Raw genomic sequence first — 21,334 nt, forward strand, 5'->3', positions numbered from 1 at the left:
GAGTTGTCCGGTTTTGGCAGGGCAGCTCTTTCTTTTCGATGTTTTCTGGAAATGGATGTGAAAATATGAAGCAATTAGTGTCCATCTGCTTAGCTTTAACGAGTATTGCTATCGTGTATTTCATAGAAACTACCTACATGACGTATAATATGCTGCCGTTAACGACAAGTGCCATCTTTTTATTTGGTCTGTCATTTTGGCTTTTAAATTATATGCCAGCTCCAATAACAGGTATTTTCATCATGATTCTGTTTGCTTTATTCGGGGTCCTATCGTTTGAAGAAGTCGTAGCGGGACTAGGGCATCCGGTCATCTGGCTGGTCATTTCTGTTCTGTTTCTTGGTGCTGCGGTTGAGCATGTATCATTGGATAAACGGCTCGCCTTCTATATATTAAGTAAATTCGGGCGCACAGAATCGAAAACATTATCAACATTTATCGGCATTGGATTTTTGTTTACATTTTTAATTCCTAATGCGATGGCGAGACTTTCGCTGTTGATGCCTATTGCGACAGGGATTATTAAGGAGAAACAACATAGTGATGCTAATTTCAATAAATCGATTATATTAATTGTTACATTAGTTCCGTACATCACGACGGTAACAGTCATAACAGGGGCAAGTGGATCTATCTATGCAGCAGGACTGTTTGAAACGACGCTCGATTATTCGTGGAGCTATCTGTTTTGGCTGATACTGATTGGGCCGATTTCGATCGCTACGCTGGTTTTCATGGGGGTATTGATTCGCTTCCTTTTCCCGGTGTATCATGACACGTCATTCACAAGAGAGTCATTTACCCATAAATTAGAAGCAATCGGTCCTGTTACAGCGGCAGAGAAAAAGCTGCTTGGTATTTACGCATTGCTAATACTGGGGTGGATCACGAATCAATGGCACCCATTATCTATTTCTATGCTTTCGGTTATAGCGCTGGTAGTGCTGTTTTTACCAGGTATGAATATTGTGAAGTGGAGTCAAACGAGCAAAGATATTAATTGGGGCGTCCCCATCTTATTCGCTGCTGGATTAGCCATTGCAGCTGCTCTTGAGGCTGGGGGAGTAATCGATGTATTAGATCAGTTTGTACTTATTCATCTGGAAACAATTACACCGATAGCGCTGGCTGCGATCATCATGGTACTGATTGTCGTCATTCGAATAGGGTTTACAAATTTTAATTCGATGGTAGCATCCACCATGCCAATTATTTTAGTACTTGGCATAGCAAGTGACGCCAATCCCATTTGGCTTGGTATGCTCTATTTGATTGCCAGCAGTACGTCTTTTTTAATTCCAACGCAGTCGATTGGAAGCATCACCACCTATGCGCTAGGCTATTATTCTACACGGGATTATGCAAGGATCGGTGGAGGGATTACGATCTTTATTATAGTTGTTTCGTTAGCAGCCGCTATTTGGTATTGGCCGCTTGCAGGTCTGCCAATCTACGATTAATCTGGTGTATACGAAATACGTAAAATGCTGTATAATTTGGTATACCAAAAATGTATACCGGAGGGGATTTGATGTATCGAATTGGGCTGCTTTATGGAGATGATATTGGAATGGAAATTATGCCACACGTGGATGAGATGCTGCAGCAGCTGCTAAGCAAGCAGATCGCCACAGTGGAGCAACTGCCAATTGGCATGGAAGCATACAATAAATTCGGTACGACGTTTCCCGAAAACACTCTGGAGCGACTAAAAGAGATGCACGGCTGGGTTCTGGGGCCGATCGGACATTCTGGTTACCCGCAAGTTCCAGAAGCGGTTAATCCACATCCAATTATTCGTAAGCATTTCGACCTGCACAGCAATATACGACCAAGCAAAAGTCGTCTTGGAACGAAGCCACTGCACGATAAGGTCGATTTGCTTATTGTACGTGAAAATAACGAGGGATTTCAGCCAGATCGAAATGCGTATATCGGACCGAGCGAATTTATGCCTTCTAAAGATATGAGTATTTCCATGAGAATTATCTCGAGGGAGAATTGTGAGAAAGTAGCCAGAGATGCTTTTGAACATGCGCTTCAGCGTAATCAGAAAGTTACAGCTGTCCACAAAAAATCGGTCTTCAAACACGGTTGCGGCCTTTTCACAGAAGTATGCAGCGAAACGGCGAAAGAGTATCCGACGGTTACATATGAGGAGATCAACGTAGATGCTTGTGCAGCAGCTTTAGCGCAGAATCCTCAACAGTTTGATGTGATTGTTACAACGAATTTATTCGGTGATATATTATCGGATCTCGCAGCAGGAGTCACTGGAGGGCTCGGGCTCGCTTCTGGAATCAGTGCAGGATCTGAATATTGCATGGCCCAGGCTGTTCACGGATCAGCGCCGGATATTGCGGGAAAAGGATTAGCAAACCCATTTGCTCTGGTAGATTCGGCTGCGATGCTATTATTATGGCTGGGAGAGAAATACCATGATCAAAGCATTTTGCGAGCTGGAGAAACACTGCGTGAAGCCTTGATTCAAGCTGTATCTAGCGGACGTGCCACCCCGGATTTGAATGGAACGTTAACCACTTCTCAAATGTGTTCTATAATAAAAGAGAATGTTTCGTTACAACTTACAGGGGAGGAGCATAGAAATGAATAACGGCGCAAATACGGATGTGTTTAACCGTTTGTATCAATTAATAACTACTGGATATTTTCGAGCCGGAGAAAAACTGAGAGAGCGCGAAATTGCAGAGCTGCTGCAAGTCAGCCGTACTCCGGTCAGACAGGCTTTCCATAAACTTGAACGACAAGGATTAATTGTCTCTGAAGAAAAGAGGGGAGTAAGAATTCCAACCTTCTCTGAAAAGCAAATCCACGATTTATATGAGATGAGAGAAATATTAGAGGTGTCAGCTGCTCAAATGCTTGCAGTTAACCGGAATGAGGAGATAATTTCTGCGATGCGAGTGGTTGCAGAAGAGGCAGCAGGTGCAGAAACACCAAAAGAGCAGAGTTTAATTAACAATCGTTTTCATCACTTGCTGATGGAAGGAGCAGATAATGAATATTTACTGCAAGCGTTTATGAACCTGCAGGCTGCTATAAACGTCATGCGTGCTACCTCTTTGTCAGTAGAGGGTAGAATTCACTCGAATGTCGATGAACATAAAGATATCGTAGCAGCTTTAGAAACATTTGATTCTCAAAAGGCTGCAGAAGCAGTGGGACAACATATAAGATCAAGTTTGAAGCAAGTCTTACAAAAGTTGAAGCAGGAAAACTCAAACATTCATTTTTCTTAATTACTTAAACGATGAAAGAAGCCCCTTCTGTCTTTATTTTTGGGCAGAAGGGACTTTCCTTTTATTGTTTTGATAAAGTAGGAAGATTCCCTATAATATTTTCAAGCGAAATATCTGCAAATCGTTGCAGGACTTCCCAAGTAATGTAGCCGATATGCGGCGTAAGAATGACATTTGGACAGTTTTTAAATGGATTTTCCGTAAGTGGCTCTTCTGGATACGTATCAATTCCTGCTCCCAATAAGTGACCGCTTTCCAGAAGCTCGATTAATGCTTGGTTATCAATTAATGCACCGCGAGCTGTATTGATTAGGACGCTGCCTTTTTTCATCTTAAATAGTTTTTCACGGTTAAGAACATTTTTTAATTCCGGGACGAGACGAACGTGAATGGAGACAATGTCAGAAGTAGCAAGCAGCTCATCCAGCTCTAAAACAGGAATTTCTTCATCGCCTTTCTCCCCGGTTGGGCGCCACGTAACAGGCTCCATTTGAAATGCTTGAGCTACCTTTGCAATTTCCCTGGAAATTTCTCCATACCCAATCAAGCCGATGCGTTTATGCTGAAGTTCAAATCCGGGTATCTGTTTCCACTGTTCTTGCATTAAATGATTTCGATGAACGGTAAACTGACGCATACAGCCAATGATCATACCAAAAGTCAACTCAACAACAGATGGAGCTGATGTACCGCCAGTCAGTGTTAGCTTAATGTTGTTTTCTTCGAGCGCACCTTTATCCAGATGGGCGGTTCCTGAGCCAGTTTGAGAAATCATCTGCAAGTTTGGCAGCTGTTCAATCACATGTCTTGGCATTTTTGCTCTTTCACGTACTAAAATAGCGATATCTGCATTTTTTAAAGCTTCCACTGTATCTGAATCAGAACGAGGTTCAGCGTAATCAAACGTATAGCCTTTCTGCTCGAGTTCTCTCACTTTGGGTGAACTTGGGAATACCTTTTCAAAATCGCCCAAAACAGTAATTTTTCCCATATTAAGCACCTCAGATTATTTTGGTATACATATTTGGTATACCAATTATTATAGTGTTTTTTTAAAGTATTGGCAACACTTTTCTGACAATTGTTATTGGAAGGAGGAGTCTGGTGGTTAAAAAGCTCATAGTTCTCATAGCCGGGCTCTTATCCGGCTTTATCTTTCATATGATCGGTGTACCGGCCGGCTGGCTGATCGGTGCGCTTTTATTTGGAGCAGCGTATGGAATGGTTCGGCAGGATGTGGCTTACAGGGGTCCGTTGTTTAAGGGGGCGCTTGCCCTGATCGGTGCAAACATCGGCGTGCTGACAGAGCGTGATGTGTTTCTGCAGGTCGGGTCTTATATCGGACCGCTGCTGTTGACACTGATGCTCACGTTTGCCGGCAGTTTTTTACTCGGCTGGCTGCTTTATAAAAATGCGGAAGGAATGGATGCGAAAACGGCGCTTTTCTGTACGATTCCGGGCGGTGCGTCAGAAGTGATCGTGACGAGCCGGGAAGCGGGAGCAGACGAACGAATCGTGGCTGCTTTTCACTCGTTCCGAATTTTCTTTTTCGTGTTTACGATTCCGCTTATTGTCGGGATCGGCACGCCGGCAGCTGGAATAGCTGGAATCGGGGACGCAGGCATGACCGTCTCACTCGCCGCTGTTATTCTCATCGCGATGGCAGTAGCGGCTCTTCTGAACCGGTTTTTCCCGCTGCCTGCCGGTATTTTACTGTATGCGATCGTCACCGCTTTTCTGCTCAGTGAATTTTTCATTCCAGTGCAAAGCCTGCCGGATTATATCGGTGGTATCGGCCAGGCGCTGATCGGTGTCATGATCGGTGTCACATTTAACCCGCAGGTTATGAGGCGGCTGTACGGCTTCGGGCGTATTTGTATCTACATCATCGTTCTCTTTCTCGCGCTCGGGGTACTGCTCGCATGGCTGTTTCATACCGTGAGCGGCTTGAATATGATGACGAGCCTGCTCAGTATCGTACCAGCAGGGGCTCCGGAAATGTCGGCGACTGCCTTTGCCTTAAATCTTGATCCGACGCTTGTCGCGAGCCTGCAGATTATTCGCGTGCTGACGATTTTACTGATGCTGCCGTTTTTATTGAAGCTGATCGAACGGATGGAAACCCGGATAGCAAATTAAACAATCCCCTGCGGCTGAATGCCGCAGGGGATTGCTATTACGTTCGCTCGGCTTCCAGCCAGTTGTTATGAATGCAAATATACACGAGCTGCGTCCGGTTGCTGACGCTCAGCTTATCGTAAATTCCAGAGAGCATCGTGGCGGTCGTCGATTCAGCTAGATAGACGGTCTTTGCTGTTTCTTTCGTGTTCATGCCTTGAATGATACAGGCGACAATGTCGAGCTCGAGCTCTGTTAACAGCTTCGCCAGCTTATTCCGAACGAGATGAAATTCTTTGATAGGATTGTCACGACGGCGGTATTGATGAAGATGAACGGCCATTTCACGGGCGGCATACGGCTCAATCAGCGCATGGTTATTCGTGATGGCCTGCTCAACATGATGAGGATGCTTGTCAACGTAAGCTGCGGAAACAAGAACTGGGAACAATTCCTGTAAATCCAGGACATCATGGGCAGAAAGCGGCTTCTTCGTAATCAGCACGGGGAGCTCCTGACTCTGGATATCGTGCTGGCAATCCAGTTTAAACTGCGCAATACACTGAATGTCGTCTGCCAAGTAAAAATGAGCGTGCACCGGTGTGTCTGTCAGCGCCCGACTGATCCTGTCTGACCAAGTAAAATCTCCTTCACCTATACAATCGACCGCCGACCTCCGCTGAAACAGCTCATTCATCCCGACATCCCCCTCTACATTTGTCCGTATCTTTGGCTATGTTTGAGAGTATAATCTAAATTATGTAAATATGTAACATCATGTGAGAAAATGGGAAGAAAGAAGGGTGTGTTAGTCACATATTTCAGCAGGTAGTTGAGAAAGTTATAAGTGAAGGATGGCGGCTTTATCGGAGAAAGCTGCTTTACTGGGTGGATGGATCAGAGGTTCTTATCAAATAGAGTAAAGTACGCATAACGATTAGTTGTCTACGCAAAAAACAAGAAACCGTAGGCATAACGGGCAGATAAGTACGCATAAATGACAAGAGCGGTACGAATAAAGGACAGTAGTTACGAATAGCGGCACGACAAGGTATAGATAGAAGGAAGCTTTCGCCGGACGAAAGCCTCTGTAGAATAAGGTACGCAGCAGAGAGCTTCGGCCGGTGCCGAAGCTATGGGTTCAGGTGGATGGATCGGAGCTGCTTATCAAATAGAGTAAAGTACGCATAACGATTAGTAGTCTACGCATAAAACAAGAAACCATACGCATAACGGGCAGAAAGATACGCATAACGGACGCCCCCCCGTTCGAATAAGGCCATTCAGTTACGAATAGCGGCAAATGCCCCTGCTTTTCGCTGCATCTTCTCTCGGTTTGACACCTCTTTTTTCAGATTCATGTTCCCTTTTACTCGTCAGGTAAGCTACACTGATACATATTTATGTCAGGATGTGGTGCTGGTTGAAACGCTTTAAAAAGAAGCAGCTGTCGCTTAGAGCGGTGCTGATTATGCTGATCGTGTTTGTCGTCGGCGTGTCGCTGCTGTTGACAGATTTGCTGATCAATCATGCGGTCGGGGAAAACATTCTCGAGGAGCAGGAGCAGAAGGGTCAGACGCTCGCATCGCTCGTATCTCAGGAAGAGCGGATCATCACCGGCTTGGAAAACGAGGATGTCGAACAAGTTCAGGCGTATGCCGAGCGAGTCCGGGAAACGTCAGATCTATTGTTTGTTGTCGTGATGGATATGAACAGCGTCCGTTTTTCCCATCCGGATGAAGACATGATTGGCGAGACGTTTGTCGGCGGGGATGAGGGACCGGCACTAGAAGGGGAAACGTACAGCTCTCAGGCAGAAGGGACGCTCTCGCCGTCACTGCGCTCGTTTTCTCCAGTTATAAACGAGAACGGTGAACAGATCGGTGCGGTTGCAGTCGGGGATTCGATGGAAACGATCGAAGAGCAGCTGACTGCGAACCACTTCATTATTTTGATGAGCTCGCTCGTGGGGCTCGGTGTCGGCATCACGGGCGCTATTTTGCTTGCTTCCTATGTGCGCCGCATTTTGCATGGACAGGAACCGCGGGACATCGCGCGAACATTTGAAGAGCGGAACCGGATGCTGCAGTCCGTCCGCGAAGGTATCATAGCCGTTGACCAGGATGGAACCGTTACCCTTGTCAATGAGTCCGCGCGGCAGATGTTTCAGGAGGCAGGCCTGAAAGGGGAGCCGATTGGCATGAAGGCCGCAGATTACATGCCGGAAACCGGGCTGCACCGGGTCTTGGAAACAGGAGAGGCGGAGCTGGATCAGGAGCTGCGGCTCGACAGGCTTACACTGCTGTTAAATCGGGTGCCACTCACGATAGGGGAGGAGGTTGTCGGCGCGATCTCCACGTTTCGGGACAAAACAGAAATGGATGCTCTGGCAAAACAATTATCCGGTGTGAAAGTGTACAGCGAAACGCTGCGCGCTCAGTCGCACGAAATGAAAAATAAGCTGCACGTGATTATGGGCATGCTGCAGACGGAGGCGTATGAGGAGCTGAAGGACTATGTCAGGCAGCTGACCGAGCTTGACGCGCCGGCGCTTGATGAGGCACTCAGGAAGTTTGAGGACCCGGTGCTGAGCGGCTTTATGCACGGCGAGCGCAGCTACATGCGGGAAAAACAGGTGGAGCTCGTGATCGATTGCCCGGATAAGATACCGGCGCCTGCAGATGCTGCGATGAATCACCACGTGATCACGATCGCCGGCAATCTGCTCGACAACGCCGCAGAAGCTGTGCAGCATCAGGCGGACGGCAAGGTAGCGATCCGCTTTTCCTACCAAAAAGGTGAGCTGCAGATTGAGGTGTCAGACAACGGCCCGGGCCTGACCGATGAGGCTCAGGAGAGGCTGTTTGAAAAGGGCTATTCGACGAAAGACGGCGACCGCGGCTACGGCATGCATCTCGTCTGGTCAGCAATTCAGGAGCTTGGCGGCAGGGTGGCAGTAAATACGAGACGAGGCAGGGGAACGAGCATTTCGGTCACACTGCCTTATAATGAAACGGAGGTGGCCCGATGATTCGCGTGCTCATCGTAGACGACGATCCGATGGTGGCCAAATGGAACGAAACGTATGTGTCGAAACTGAACGGTTTTCAAGCAGCGGGCGTCGTGCACACATACGCCGACGCAAAGGAAAAGCTTCGGCACGGACAAGTCGATCTCGTGCTGCTCGACATTTATATAGGGGCGGACAACGGACTGCAGCTCTTACAGGAGCTTCGCGCAGAGAGCTTTTGGGAAGGCGACGTGATGCTCATTACGGCGGCTTCTGATGTTGATTCAGTCAAAAAAGCAATGCGCTACGGGGCAGTGGATTACATTATGAAGCCGTTTGATTTTGACCGGTTTCGAGAGGCAATGGAGAAATATAAAAGTCGGACCAAGCTGTTCGCCGAGCACGAGCAGATCGATCAGGACCGGCTGGATCATCAGTGGTTTCCGAAGGTGGAGCCAGTGCAGGAAGACTTGCCGAAGGGGCTGTCTGTATCGACGCTGAAGCGAGTGGAAGAAGGCGTTGCGGCGCTTGATAAAAAGGCCTTTTCTACGGAAGAAGTGGCGGATGTCACAGGCATTTCCAGAGTGACCGTTCGGAAGTATTTAAAATATTTAGCGGAAACAGGGGCGCTTGGAGAGCGTTTAACCTATGGCGCTGTTGGGCGTCCGCAGCATTTGTTTCTGCTGGAAGAATGAAAAAGCTGACTGCGGTCAGCTTTTTTTATTTACAAAATAACTTCTTAATTTACGTAAACTAGGCGCCTCCTATGAGATCGGTTACAGTTAAGCCCATACTAAATTGAAAGCGTTTTCTGAGGAGGAAGCAACATGGCCATTCAACGACATGACAGCAAGGCAGTGGAACTGCACGACAGACTTCGAGGCAAGATCGAAATAACGAACCGGGTGGAGATTACGAGTGAAGAGGATCTCAGCCTCGTGTATACGCCTGGTGTCGCAGAAGTGTGCAAGGAGATCGAACATGACCAGGACCGGCTGAACGATCTGACGGCACGCGGAAGCATGATCGGGGTCGTCACAGATGGAACGGCCGTACTCGGATTAGGTGACATTGGACCGAAAGCTGCCATGCCTGTGATGGAAGGCAAATGCATGCTGTTTAAAGCGTTCAGCGGTCTGAATGCCTTTCCGATCTGTCTGGATGAAAAGGATCCGGAAAAGCTGATTCAAATTGTGAAAGCGATGGCACCGTCGTTTGCTGGGATTAACCTTGAGGATATTTCGGCTCCTCGCTGCTTTGAAATCGAGGCACGACTGAAAGAGGAGCTCGACATTCCCGTTTTTCACGATGACCAGCACGGAACGGCGATCGTCGTACTTGCCGGTCTGTTGAATGCATTGAAGCTGACGGAACGAAAGAAGGAGTCGACAAAGGTGGTCATCAACGGCGCAGGCGCCGCAGGCATTTCCATCGCCCGGCTCTTACTGAGTGCAGGCTTTATGAACATCACGCTCGTCAGTCTGGAGGGCGTTGTAGCCAAGGAAGAAGCATGGCTCAACAGCAGTCAGCAGGAGATCGCCTGCTGGACAAATCATGAAAACGTGCGCGGAACGCTGGATGATGTGATCACCGATGCGGACGTCTTTATTGGGGTGTCGGCACCGAACGCCCTTCGTCCGCTGCAGGTAAAACGCATGGCGCCGCGGGCGATCGTGTTTGCACTGGCAAACCCGGTACCGGAGATATATCCAAATGACGCAAAGCGAGCAGGAGCGGAAATCATCGCGACGGGACGATCTGATTTTCCAAATCAGGTGAACAATCTACTGGCATTCCCGGGTATTTTCAAAGGGGCCGTCCGTTCAGGCGCTTCAGACATCACCGTTGAGATGAAGGTCGCAGCGGCTGAAGCGATCGCCGGACTGATTCCGGAAGAGAAGCTGACCCCGTCCTATATTATTCCAGGTTCACTGGAAACGCATACGGCTGAAGCAGTCGCCAGGGCGGTGGAAGACCGGGCCCTGAACCAAAAAGGAGGCGCTGAAGATGGAAGCAGCTAGAAAGCAGGAGCAGGCTACGATTCATGCCGCACCAGAGCAGGAGCAAAAGCAGAGCAAACGACAGGTATCCGTGTTTCACATCCCGCTGCCTATTTTCGCGATTGTGCTCGTCCTGACGATTGCGGCGATGTTCACCGAAACGCTCCCTGCCGGCATGATCGGAAGCCTCCTCGTCATGATGGTCATCGGAGAAGCACTCGGCTGGATTGGAGACCGGACGCCGATCATTAAAGGATATCTCGGAGGAGGGGCCATCGTTGCAATTTTCGGATCGGCGTACCTCGTTTACAGCGGTATATTGCCGGAGCCGGTGACGACACAGGTCGATGCATTTATGACGACCGGCGGCTTTTTGGACTTTTATATCGCGGCATTAATCACAGGAAGTATTCTCGGCATGAATTCCCAGATGCTCGTCAAAGTCGGAATGCGCTACTTCGCGCCGATCTTCGGGGCTATTTTAGGGGCGGCGGCGCTTGCGGCGCTGATCGGTCAGCTCGTCGGTTTTTCCTTGCAGGACGCGGTGCTGGTCATTACGCTTCCTATTATGGGCGGCGGCATGGGTGCAGGTGCCGTCCCGATGGCGCAGGTGTACTCGGAATTTCTCGGGCAGCCGGCCAGCTACTACATCTCGATTCTCGTCCCGGCGCTTGCTCTTGGTAACGTCTTTGCGATTGTGCTCGCAAGCATGCTGCACAAGCTGGGCGAGCGGGTGCCATCTTTATCTGGAAACGGAAAGCTGATGGACGGATTTGAAGAGCCGAAGCAGGCTACTTCCTTCAACCTGCAAAAGCTCGGCGTCGGTGTAATGGCAGCGCTGTTGTTCTTTACCGTCGGCCACCTACTCGGTGCGGTGCTGCCGATCCATCCATATGCGATTATGATCATTCTCGTCGCAGCGGTGAAAATCATGAACCTGCTGCCAAGCGCGGTCGTTGACGGCGCAAGCCAGTGGTATCAGTTTGTTGCAAAAACGTTCACGCTTGCACTCTTGTTTGGAATAGGTGTTGCGTATACGGATCTTGAGGCCGTACTCGCTGCGTTGACGCTGCAGTATATTCTTATCGTGTTTGGCGTTGTCGCAGGGGCGATGCTCGGTGCCGGAATCATCGGCAGACTCGTCGGGTTCTATCCGATTGAATCAAGTATTACAGCCGGATTATGTATGGCAAACATGGGCGGAACCGGCGACGTCGCCGTACTTTCCGCAGCACGCCGCATGCAGCTCATGCCGTTTGCTCAGATCGCCTCCCGCTTAGGAGGAGCGCTGATCCTGCTCATGGCCGGACTTCTGATCACCATCTTATAGCGACGAGCCGCTCTGCGAATAAGCAGAGCGGCTCTGACTATGTAATGCAGCTGTTGTGCGGATAACGCAGAGGCGGATACGCATAACGAACGAGAGGCTACGCACTAAGTGAATTGCAGTACGCATAACGAGCAGATAAGTACGCACAAATGACGGGAGCGGTACGATTAAGGGGCTATAGTTACGAATAGCAGCACGGCAAGTGTCAGAAGGGAGCTTTTGCACAGCGAAAGCCTCTATCTAAAAAGGACCTAAGCAGAGAGCTTCGGCCGGTGCCGAAGCTATGGGTTCAGGTGGATAAGGGAGTGTCACGTAATGAGGAAGAAGTTCCTCATAAACCGGGATAAGCAGCTCGTAAAAGCCTGAGGACACCTCGTAAATCAGGAAAAGCACCTCGTAAAGAGGGCACCCGTTGCGAAAAAGGAGCGCCAGTTACGAATAGCGGCACGGCAAGCTACAGAAGGACACTTTCGCCGGGCGAAAGCCCTTGAATAAAGAGGCACGTAGCAGAGAGCTTCGGCCGGTGCCGAAGCTATGGGTTCAGGTGGATAAGGGAGTGTCACGTAACGAGGAAGAAGTTCCTCATAAACCGGGATAAGCAGCTCGTAAAAGCCTGAAGACACCTCGTAAACCAGGAAAAGCACCTCGTAAAGAGGATCCCCGTTGCGAATAAGGAGCGCCAGTTACGAATAGCGGAGAAAAAGATCCGCTTGCGTGAAAACATAAAAGAGCTGCGCCAAAAACGTGCGGCGCAGCTCCCTATCGGATGCCGATGATTAGGCGTTTCCGACAGTTAAGCAACTAGCTATGGGACTTGGGCGATGTGGAGCGCTCGCCCGTAAGCACCGGCGCGTCCTCTTTTGAGAGGAAGAGCTTCTGGATGAACTCGGTTTCGTTCATCGGGCTGCCGTCACCGACGAATAATCGTTTCGATGAGGTCCGATGCTCATAGCTATCACTTACGGATGGGTGCATATTGGGTATTTATGACCTCCCTTTTTGTATGCTTATTCCCGGTGTCATCACCTTGGAAACAGCAATTTGCTTTGTATGACTGTATAATACGATAAAAGACGAAGAGAGGCAATAAGGAAAGGTTGTTGCGGCTATGCTTCAAAAAGATTCCCGATATGCGATTATTGTCTACCATTTATTTCAGTCTGCCTATGAGGTCACATACAGCAGTTTAGTCGAGCGAACGAGCACCTCTCGCTCCACGATCATGCGTGATCTGGATTTTATCCAGCAGAATCTCCCGGACGGGTGGGAGCTCATCCGCCGCAGTTCGGAAGGCGTCAGCCTGCAGGTGCCTGATGGCGGAAATCTGGAAATGATTACGGCCTATTTTCAGAAGCAGGAAATGTTTTACCGAATGCTCGGTGAGGTGCTGCTCGGGGATGGTATTACCGTGCAGGCACTCAGCTCCACGCTGCATATTAGTAAATCAGCGACATACCGTTATCTGGACGAACTGCGCGACATGCTGGAGCTGGAGCAGCTGACGCTCACCGGCGGCGAGGTGCGTATTGAAGGAGAAGAACGAAGCATCCGCAACTTCATGATGAGCTACTTTGATACGATTGACGCCGTACTGCCGGCGTTTACCGAGGCTGAGGAAAAGGAACGTTTTTTAAAAGAGCTGTCGCATGCCTGCGCAGAAGAAAATCTGTATCTGCATCAGGGCGCATATGAGCGGCTGCTGCGGGTAGCGGCCGTGAGCCGGCACCGTGTGTCGAAAGGGTATATTGTTGCGATTGACGAAAGCCTCTATCAGTCTTTTTCAGAAACGCCGTACGTTCGCGTATTAAAGCACATCCACCACCATCTGGCACAGCCGGCGAATCATACCGATTATGTGAAAGAAATCATGTTTCTCGCGCTGTACGTGCTGATTGAAGAGCAGCCCAAAGAGCGAAGACGCGAGGCGTCGAACATATTTGAAGATGAGCAGGACTGGCGGGTTGTGTATCAGTTTATTGAAATGCTTGAGCGTGAGCTGCGCACGCATATCATGGATGATAATTTTGTCTATCAGCTGACGCAGCTTTTAAAAAGGAAGGAAGTGCAGAGCCAGCTGCGGATTCAAACGTCCCTCATGCGAAAGGAATCATACTACCGGCATTTTCAGGCGTCCCCGGTGTACGAAGCGATTTTGCGGACGATTCAGCTGAGCGGCCTCGAATCCTTCGTCCGATTTCGTGAGGATGATCTCATTGATTTATTCCTGCTCGTACAGGCGAAGCTCGTCAACAATCTGCGCCACACGAGAGTAAACGTGCTGTTGATGACGCGAAACTTAATTGAAAAAGAACTGCTGTATGAGCTGCTCTCCTTTCAGTTTGGGCGCGCGCTGACGATATATGACATCCTGTACGACTACCAGTCCGTGCTCATGTACGACAACATTGAATTCATTATTTCAACAGAGCCGATCGCGAGCAACCGGACAAGGGGCGTGCCGGTGATCACCGTTTCAGCAGTGCCGTCGCCATTGGAGATGAAGAAAATCGAAGAGAAGGTGTCGGCTGTGCAGGATGAAAAGGCTACCTATCATCTGCAGGCGGAATGTCCCTTTTATAACATGATGAAGCGTTCGTTTTCAGGCAGGTAGCGAATGTCCACCTCTTAGAGGCCGTTTTGTACGGTCTCTTTTTTTCGTGAGCAGCAATCGGTCAGTTTTGGAAACAGAGATTGTCGAACAGGGGAGAAAAAGTAACAATCAGCCTATTTTGAAGGGATAATTAAACCTTTATGGGAAACGGAGCTGTCTCAAAAATGAAATAAACTTCATGGATAATGGGAACTCAATTTTTAATCGGGCGGGTACAGTAGCACTACAGCCGTTGAGAAAAGAGGTGATGAAGTGAATGTCTTACTACGAATGATATTTGCGGTTTACGGGCTTCTTGGCTTAGCGCTTTCGGTCGTGGTCTTACTGGAAGTGACTGGTATGTACGCGCTGCTTCAATTAGTGACAGACGGCGGCATGCCTCAGGAAGTATTCTGGACCATTGTCGGACTGACGGCATTTGTCGGAATCGTCTCGCTGATCCTGTTTCTCACAAGTTTCAGAAAAGGTGAGTCGAGTAAAGATACGTTAGAGGTGCCTACATCCAATGGCTACATTGCGATCAAGAAAGATGCATTTGAATCCGCGCTCGGCCGTTTCCTTGCTGGACGCGACGGGATCCGAATGACGGAGTCAAAGGTAAACATGCATTCCAAGAAAAACATGGTTGATATTGACGTGCACTATGCCCCTGTCAGCGGCAGAGGCATTCAGCAGACTGGCACAGAGCTTCAGGAAGAAATAAAGTCGTATTTGGAGAACTGGTTTGAAGTAACAGTGCGGCGCGTCCGCATTTTCGTAGAAGATCCGGCCAAATCCAAATCGAAAAAACGAGTGGTTTAGGAGGGGAAACGATGAGCGAAGCGACGGAAACTTTTAAGCGTTACCGGGGCCGCATTCTCGGACTCCTCGCAGCCGTTTTGTTTACAATTCTGCTGTTTACCGTAGGATTCTGGTACACGGTTCTGATCTTTACTATTTTGATTCTCGGCTATTTGATCGGCCGTCTGTTCGACCAGGATGTCGACGTAGCCGCCTATTTAGACGCCCTGTTTGGAAGAAGAAACTAATATATTCTATTAAAGGAGAGATGCCACATGGCACAACAAAACATTGAATCTACAGAAAAGCTGAACAACGAGGAAGCACCGGAACGTAAGGATTCCCTGACGTACGACACAGATGTTATTAAAAAGATTACGGCACTTGCGATTCATGATACAAAAGGAATTCTCGGCATGAGCGGTAACGTATTCGAAGGCATCCGCGAGACATTCGGCGCGGACGAGAAAATCACGAAAGGTGTTTCTGCAGACGTCGGCGAACGCGAAGCAGCAATCGATATCGACGTGATCGTGGAATACGGCCAGCGTGTGCCGGAAGTGTACGACAATGCAAAGAAGAATGTGAAAGACAACATCCGCACGATGACAGGCCTGGAAGTGGTCGAATTTAACATGAACGTATCAGACGTGTTGACCCGTAAAGAGTTCGAAGGCAAAAACGAGCGCAGCAGCGGGCGAGTCGAGTAAGGGAGGCGGCGTCTATGTGGGCCGTCACCATCGCGTTAACAGCCCTGTGGCTCATCGCCGGCGCCACCCTGCACGCCCCGGCCGCGTTTCAGGTACTGACCCTGCTGCTTATCTTTGCCGCAATCTTTACCCTGCTCGGCCAGGAGCCCGTGATAAACGAAGAAAAACAGTAAGGACAGAAGCCGCGGCTTCTGTCTTTTTTATACTAGATGGCTGGTTTTGATTATAACGGAATATGGGAAGTCTTTTTAAAAGAAGAGAGCCTACATATTAGACGAGGCTGCGTATAACGGGTGGCTGCATACGCATAACACCTGCATACATACGCATATAACGAGGAAAGCTGCGCATAACGAATGGATCGATACGCATAACGCCGGTATCTGCTCCGAATAGTGACCGCGAGTTACGAATAAGGACTGAGCAGAGAGCTTCGGCCGGAGCCGAAGCTGGGGGGGTTGGGTGAACAGGGAGTTTCCCATAAAGGAAACGGACCTCCACGTAAAAAAAGCGAAAGCTGCTCGTAACGAGCAAAAACCGCCTCGTAAAACCCGATCGGCACCTCGTAAACGGGAACCCCCGTGCGAATAGAAGCCGCGAGTTACGAATAAGGACTGAGCAGAGAGCTTCGGCCGGAGCCGAAGCTGGGGGGTTGGGTGAACAGGGAGTTTCCCATAAAGGAAGCGGACCTCCACGCAAAAAAGCGAAAGCTGCTCGTAACGAGCAAAAACGGCCTCGTAAAACCTGATCGGCACCTCGTAAACGGGAAACCCCGTGCGAATAGAAGCCGCGAGTTACGAATATGGACGCCATCATCAGGAAGCTTTCGGCACACCGAAAGCGCCCCATCACCTCCTTTCTTGTTAGAAAATCACACACAAAATCGATTCGTTCAAAAAACTTTCAGTTGTATTGAAAGCGCTTCTATTCTAAGCTAAAGCATAGAAGGGGAGGCGGAGAGGCATGCAGGGAATGACAGGCAGTTTTCAGCTGATGAAATCATTAAACCGCTCGCTTGTGCTGAATATTATCCGGCAGCACGGGCCGATTTCGCGGACTGATATATCGAAAAAGGCAAACCTGACACATCCGACGGTGAGTAACATTGTTGCCGAGCTCACGGAGGAAGGCATCGTGCGGGAGGGACAGGTAGGCGAGTCGCGCGGCGGACGGAAGCCGATGCTCTTATCGATTTACGATGACCACAGCTACGTGATCGGAGTCGACGTCGGTACGGGCCAGCTGCGCGTCGGACTGACAAATCTTAGGGCCGACGTAAAAGAAATTCGCACGCAGAAGTTTCCGGAGGGAATGCAGGAAAGTGAATTTCTGGAGCTCTTGATCCGGACGATCCGCGAGCTGCTTGATTCATCGAGTGTGGAGCGCTCCAAGGTGCTCGGCATCGGGGTCGGCATGCACGGGATCGTCGATGTGGAGCAGGGCGTCAGCATTTATGCACCGCACTTCGGCTATCGTGACATTCCGCTCGTGGAAATACTTGGCCGCGAATTCAAGCTGCCCGTGAAAATGGAAAACGATGCACGCTGTTCTGCGATTGCAGAGCGATGGTTTGGCAGCGCACAGCATTACAATAACATCGTCTGCATTAATGTCGGGGAAGGCATCGGCGCCGGAGTGATCGTCGATGGAAAGATTTTCCGAGGACGGCACCATATCGCCGGCGAGCTTGGACATATGATCGTCGATTTAAACGGACGCCGCTGTACGTGCGGCAGCTACGGTTGTCTGCATACGGTCGCAAGCGGGATCCATATTCGGGAACGCGTGCTGCACGATTTAACGCTCGGGCGCTCGACAATGATGCTTAAAATGGTGGACCGGAAAGAGGAGATCACCGGGGAAGTGATCCATGAAGCGGCACGCAGCGGAGACGTGTTTGCCCAGGAAGTGCTTGCAGAAGCAGGGCGTTTTCTTGGACTTGCCTGCACGAATCTGATCAACACGATGAACCCGGATAAAATTATTTTTACCGGCGGGGTGATGGCAGCCGGCGAATACGTAATGGGGCCGCTTCGGCATTTGATTCGTCGCCGTGCGCTGACAAAAGAAGCTCAGCAGACCGAGGTTGTCCTGTCTGAACTTGGTACAAACAGTGCCATGCTTGGAGCAGTTACGCTTGTCTTACAGGAGATTTTCGAAGTGGAAGGGTGACTTTTCAAAAATATTTTTAAAACACCCTTCCCATTGTGAGAAAAATATGATACTTTAACGATAGTTATTAAAATTACTTTAAGAAGTCGCTCTTTTTTTCACAGAGTTTGAAAGCGTATACACTTTAAAGGGGGAACCACCATGAAAATCTGGAAGATGACACTGACAGGGGCTTTATCGATCGGACTGCTTGCAGCGTGCGGCGGAGGAAACGACGACGCAGACACAAACGGCGGAGGAAATGAAGGAAATGGCAACAGCGAAGCAGATGCTTCTGAAGTCTCCGGTGAAATCACGGTCTGGGGCTGGAATGTTGCAGCTGCTTCCATGGAGCTTGCGGTTGAGCAGTTCCAGGAAGAGTACCCGGATGTTGACGTAGTGGTAGAAGACATCGGCCGTGAAGACCTGTACGACAGACTCACTGTCGGACTTGCTTCAGGCGGATCCGGACTGCCGGACGTGACGATGATCGAAACAGATCGCCTGGATAACTATTTTGCAGAATTCCCGGATGGATTTGTGAACCTGAGTGAATACGGCTTTGACGAGCATGAAGGAGAATTTCCTGAAGCGAAGGCAGAGGCGATGAAGGACGCGGACGGCAACTTCCTCGCAGCCCCTTGGGATATCGGACCGGCGGGCGTGTTCTACCACGTGCCGCACTTTGAAGAAGCAGGGGTCGACCCAGACAGCATCGAAACGTGGGATGACTACATCGAAGCAGGCGAGCAGATCCAGGAAGCTACCGGCGCTCAGATGGCACCAGTTGATATTTCCAGTGACGACGCGCTGTTCCGCATGATGATGAACCAGCTCGGCACCTACTACTTTGATGAAGATGGTAACATCGACATCGATTCTGACGAGGCACAGCAGGCGCTGTCCAAAATTCAGGAGATGCGTGAAGCTGATCTGATCGCAAACGTCGACGGCTGGGATGGAACGGTAACAGCAACGATCAACCATCAGGTAGCAACGGTTCCATTTGGAGTCTGGTATGCGGGTACGATTATGGACCAGGCACCTGAGCAGGAAGGCGAGTGGGACGTATTTAAGCTCCCGGCATTTGAAGGCGACGATAACCGTGATGCGAACCTCGGCGGCTCTGACCTGTCTATTCTTTCCCATACAGAAAACCCGGATGCTGCTTACGCATTCGTCGAGTACTTCACGACAGATGTCGATGCACAGATGGTAGCGCTTGAAGAGTATGGTCTCTTCCCATCTCTGACGGCAGCCTACGACGAGCCGTTCTTTGAAGAAGAAGATGAATTCTTCAACAACAGCCCGATTTGGTCTACGTTTGCAGAAGTAGCGGAAGGCACGCTGCCTGCTAACTACACGAGCGACTATGCACGGGCACTGCGCTACTCTGCGGATGCACAGGCAGAAGCACTGCTTTCCGGCGGTGAAGTGCAGGACGCGCTTGATGAAGCAGCAGGACGCATTGAAAACGAAACAGGACGCGAGCGCGCGAACTAAAACCAGTCCGCACCCTGTTGATCAGGGGCTGAGCCGGCATCGACCGGCCAGCCCCGCTTTTCTTCTTACTTATAAAAATTAATTTAAAAAGTAGTTTCTGCTTTTGGAAGGAGTTTGCACAATGGCTGCGAATAAACGTAAGCGAAAAATCGTCACACCGAAAACAGCACCCTATTTCTTCATCGCACCAGCCGTGCTGTTTTTTCTCGTATTTACTCTCTGGCCGGTGATCCAGTCGCTGCTGTTGAGCTTTCAAACGTCAACCGGCGGCCAAAGTGAGTTTGCGGGCTTTGACAACTACATCCGACTGTTTAACGATGGGCTTTTCTATACGGCTCTGTTTAACACCTTTACGATCCTGATCATTCAGGTGCCGATCATGCTGTCGATCGCCGTTGTGCTCGCGGTGCTCATGAATTCTGCTTTGTTGAAAATGCGCGGCTTTTTCCGCGTCGCGTTCTTCATGCCTGCGATCACAGCGCTTGTAGCCTATGCGATCGTCTTCATGATCATGCTCGATGAGAATTTCGGGCTCGTCAACTACGCACTCTCGCTTGTCGGCATTGATCCGGTCGCGTGGCTGAACGATCCGTTCTGGGCGAAAGTGTCCTTGATCATTGCGATTACGTGGCGCTGGACCGGCTATAACATGGTTATTTTCCTTGCCGGACTGCAAAACATTTCGAATGATTTGTACGAAGCGGCAAGCATTGACGGTGCCGGAAAAATCCGTCAGTTTTTCTCGATCACACTTCCGCAGCTGAAGCCGATTTTCCTGTTTACAGCGGTGCTTTCCACGATCGGAACGCTGCAGCTGTTTGACGAGCCGTTCATCTTAACTGACGGCGGACCGAACAACTCGACGCTGACGATTTCGCTTTATCTCTATTTAAACGGCTTCCGTTACTTTGACTTTAACTATGCTTCTGCGATTGCGTACGTGCTCGTCATAATCATTGCGCTGTTCTCGTATGTGCAGATGAAAGTGGTAGGTGATGACGATGACTGATAAGAAAAAGACAAGCGTGATCATCCGTAAAATTCTGTTGTATATAACGCTCGGGATCGGTGTGATCTTATCGATCTTCCCGTTCTACTGGATGTTTATCGGAGCGACGAACCCGTCCGGTGCCATTTTCAGCGTACCGCCGAACCTGCTCCCTGGTGATTTTTTAGTTGAAAACTTTACGAACTTAAACGAAAACGTCGGCATTATTCGCGTGCTGATGAACTCACTCATCATCGCGCTCACGTTTACGTTCTTTGCGGTACTGATTGCAGCGGCCGCAGGCTTTGCATTTGCGAAGTATCAGTTTAAAGGACGCAATGCGATCTTCTTTACGTTGCTCCTGGCAATCATGATTCCGTATCACGTGACACTCATTCCACTCTTCCAGATGATGGCGGATCTCGGCTGGCTGAACACGTATCGTGCCGTGCTGCTGCCGAACCTGGCGTATCCATTTGCGATCTTCTTGATGAGGCAAAACATGCGCTCGATACCGAACTCGCTGTTGGAAGCGGCGCGCGTAGACGGAGCAGGCGAATTTAAGATTTTCTTTCAGATCGTGCTGCCGACGATGCGTCCGGCACTCGCTGCCGTAGCGATTTTTCTGTTCATGTTTCAGTGGAACAACTTCCTCTGGCCGCTCGTCGTGCTCGGGGACAGCGATATGTACACGCTGCCGGTTGCACTTTCCAGTCTCGTCGGCATGTCCCGCGTAGACTACGGTCAGATAATGATGGGAACAACGCTGTCGGTGCTTCCGATTATGATTTTCTTCCTGCTGCTCCAGCGCCAGTTCATTTCCGGAATATTGGGCGGCTCGGTTAAAGAATAATGACGAACGAAAGTGGGGGT

19 protein-coding genes are annotated in these 21,334 nt (G+C 49.6%); 17 read left to right on the forward strand and 2 right to left on the reverse strand.

Annotation, left to right across the window (positions count from 1 at the left end; genetic code table 11):
- The first annotated feature begins 65 nt into the window (after positions 1-65).
- From ACFO4L_RS09790 to ACFO4L_RS09800, 3 genes are all read left to right on the forward strand, one after another.
- A complete protein-coding gene (locus tag ACFO4L_RS09790) occupies positions 66-1,460 on the forward strand; it encodes an SLC13 family permease (protein WP_377909491.1) in 1,395 nt (464 codons plus the stop codon).
- 71 nt (positions 1,461-1,531) lie between these two features.
- Positions 1,532-2,614, forward strand: a complete 1,083-nt coding sequence (locus ACFO4L_RS09795) for an isocitrate/isopropylmalate dehydrogenase family protein (protein ID WP_377909492.1) — start codon at positions 1,532-1,534, stop codon at positions 2,612-2,614.
- Positions 2,607-3,260, forward strand: coding sequence for a GntR family transcriptional regulator (locus tag ACFO4L_RS09800; protein WP_377909493.1), 654 nt, complete (start codon positions 2,607-2,609; stop codon positions 3,258-3,260). The genes ACFO4L_RS09795 and ACFO4L_RS09800 overlap by 8 nt, the downstream gene beginning before the upstream one ends.
- A gap of 61 nt (positions 3,261-3,321) precedes the next feature.
- On the opposite strand, the gene ACFO4L_RS09805 is transcribed toward ACFO4L_RS09800, so the two are convergent.
- Entirely contained in the window at positions 3,322-4,251 is a 930-nt protein-coding gene (locus tag ACFO4L_RS09805) for an NAD(P)-dependent oxidoreductase (RefSeq protein WP_377909494.1), read from the reverse strand.
- A gap of 113 nt (positions 4,252-4,364) precedes the next feature.
- On the opposite strand from ACFO4L_RS09805, the gene ACFO4L_RS09810 reads away from it, so the two are divergent.
- Positions 4,365-5,399, forward strand: coding sequence for an AbrB family transcriptional regulator (locus ACFO4L_RS09810; protein ID WP_377909495.1), 1,035 nt, complete (start codon positions 4,365-4,367; stop codon positions 5,397-5,399).
- A gap of 37 nt (positions 5,400-5,436) precedes the next feature.
- Here the strand turns inward: ACFO4L_RS09810 and ACFO4L_RS09815 are convergent, their stop codons facing one another.
- The gene (locus ACFO4L_RS09815) at positions 5,437-6,075 is read right to left on the reverse strand and encodes a response regulator transcription factor (RefSeq protein WP_377909496.1); all 639 of its coding nucleotides are present in this window, start codon (positions 6,073-6,075) and stop codon (positions 5,437-5,439) included.
- A gap of 726 nt (positions 6,076-6,801) precedes the next feature.
- On the opposite strand from ACFO4L_RS09815, the gene dcuS reads away from it, so the two are divergent.
- From dcuS to ACFO4L_RS09880, 13 genes are all read left to right on the forward strand, one after another.
- The gene (dcuS, locus tag ACFO4L_RS09820) at positions 6,802-8,409 is read left to right on the forward strand and encodes a DcuS/MalK family sensor histidine kinase (protein WP_377909497.1); all 1,608 of its coding nucleotides are present in this window, start codon (positions 6,802-6,804) and stop codon (positions 8,407-8,409) included.
- Entirely contained in the window at positions 8,406-9,083 is a 678-nt protein-coding gene (locus ACFO4L_RS09825; RefSeq protein ID WP_377909498.1) for a response regulator, read from the forward strand. Before dcuS ends, ACFO4L_RS09825 begins: the two co-directional genes overlap by 4 nt.
- 132 nt (positions 9,084-9,215) lie before the next feature.
- Positions 9,216-10,409: an NAD(P)-dependent malic enzyme gene (locus ACFO4L_RS09830; protein WP_377909499.1), complete on the forward strand. Its 1,194-nt coding sequence runs from the start codon at positions 9,216-9,218 to the stop codon at positions 10,407-10,409.
- A complete protein-coding gene (locus ACFO4L_RS09835; protein WP_377909500.1) occupies positions 10,396-11,718 on the forward strand; it encodes a 2-hydroxycarboxylate transporter family protein in 1,323 nt (440 codons plus the stop codon). The genes ACFO4L_RS09830 and ACFO4L_RS09835 overlap by 14 nt, the downstream gene beginning before the upstream one ends.
- A 1,108-nt stretch (positions 11,719-12,826) precedes the next feature.
- Positions 12,827-14,329: a helix-turn-helix domain-containing protein gene (locus ACFO4L_RS09840; RefSeq protein ID WP_377909501.1), complete on the forward strand. Its 1,503-nt coding sequence runs from the start codon at positions 12,827-12,829 to the stop codon at positions 14,327-14,329.
- A gap of 252 nt (positions 14,330-14,581) precedes the next feature.
- Complete coding sequence (gene amaP, locus ACFO4L_RS09845) at positions 14,582-15,130, forward strand: alkaline shock response membrane anchor protein AmaP (RefSeq protein WP_377909502.1); 549 nt, start codon at positions 14,582-14,584, stop codon at positions 15,128-15,130.
- Between the two features lie 11 nt (positions 15,131-15,141).
- Positions 15,142-15,357, forward strand: a complete 216-nt coding sequence (locus ACFO4L_RS09850; protein ID WP_377909503.1) for a DUF2273 domain-containing protein — start codon at positions 15,142-15,144, stop codon at positions 15,355-15,357.
- Positions 15,358-15,384: 27 nt separating this feature from the next.
- Positions 15,385-15,819 carry an Asp23/Gls24 family envelope stress response protein gene (locus ACFO4L_RS09855; RefSeq protein ID WP_377909504.1) on the forward strand — a complete coding sequence of 145 codons (435 nt, stop codon included), beginning with the start codon at positions 15,385-15,387 and terminating at the stop codon, positions 15,817-15,819.
- Positions 15,820-15,833: 14 nt separating this feature from the next.
- Positions 15,834-15,992, forward strand: coding sequence for a hypothetical protein (locus tag ACFO4L_RS09860; RefSeq protein WP_377909505.1), 159 nt, complete (start codon positions 15,834-15,836; stop codon positions 15,990-15,992).
- A gap of 790 nt (positions 15,993-16,782) precedes the next feature.
- Positions 16,783-17,991: an ROK family transcriptional regulator gene (locus ACFO4L_RS09865; protein WP_377909506.1), complete on the forward strand. Its 1,209-nt coding sequence runs from the start codon at positions 16,783-16,785 to the stop codon at positions 17,989-17,991.
- 141 nt (positions 17,992-18,132) lie between these two features.
- Positions 18,133-19,473 carry an ABC transporter substrate-binding protein gene (locus ACFO4L_RS09870; RefSeq protein ID WP_377909507.1) on the forward strand — a complete coding sequence of 447 codons (1,341 nt, stop codon included), beginning with the start codon at positions 18,133-18,135 and terminating at the stop codon, positions 19,471-19,473.
- Positions 19,474-19,594: 121 nt separating this feature from the next.
- The gene (locus tag ACFO4L_RS09875; protein WP_205774663.1) at positions 19,595-20,482 is read left to right on the forward strand and encodes a carbohydrate ABC transporter permease; all 888 of its coding nucleotides are present in this window, start codon (positions 19,595-19,597) and stop codon (positions 20,480-20,482) included.
- Positions 20,475-21,314: a carbohydrate ABC transporter permease gene (locus tag ACFO4L_RS09880; protein ID WP_205774667.1), complete on the forward strand. Its 840-nt coding sequence runs from the start codon at positions 20,475-20,477 to the stop codon at positions 21,312-21,314. The genes ACFO4L_RS09875 and ACFO4L_RS09880 overlap by 8 nt, the downstream gene beginning before the upstream one ends.
- Positions 21,315-21,334: the final 20 nt, after the last annotated feature.

This window comes from Bacillus daqingensis, assembly GCF_042654445.1.
Taxonomy (GTDB): Bacteria; Bacillota; Bacilli; order Bacillales; family Salisediminibacteriaceae; genus Alkalicoccus; species Alkalicoccus luteus.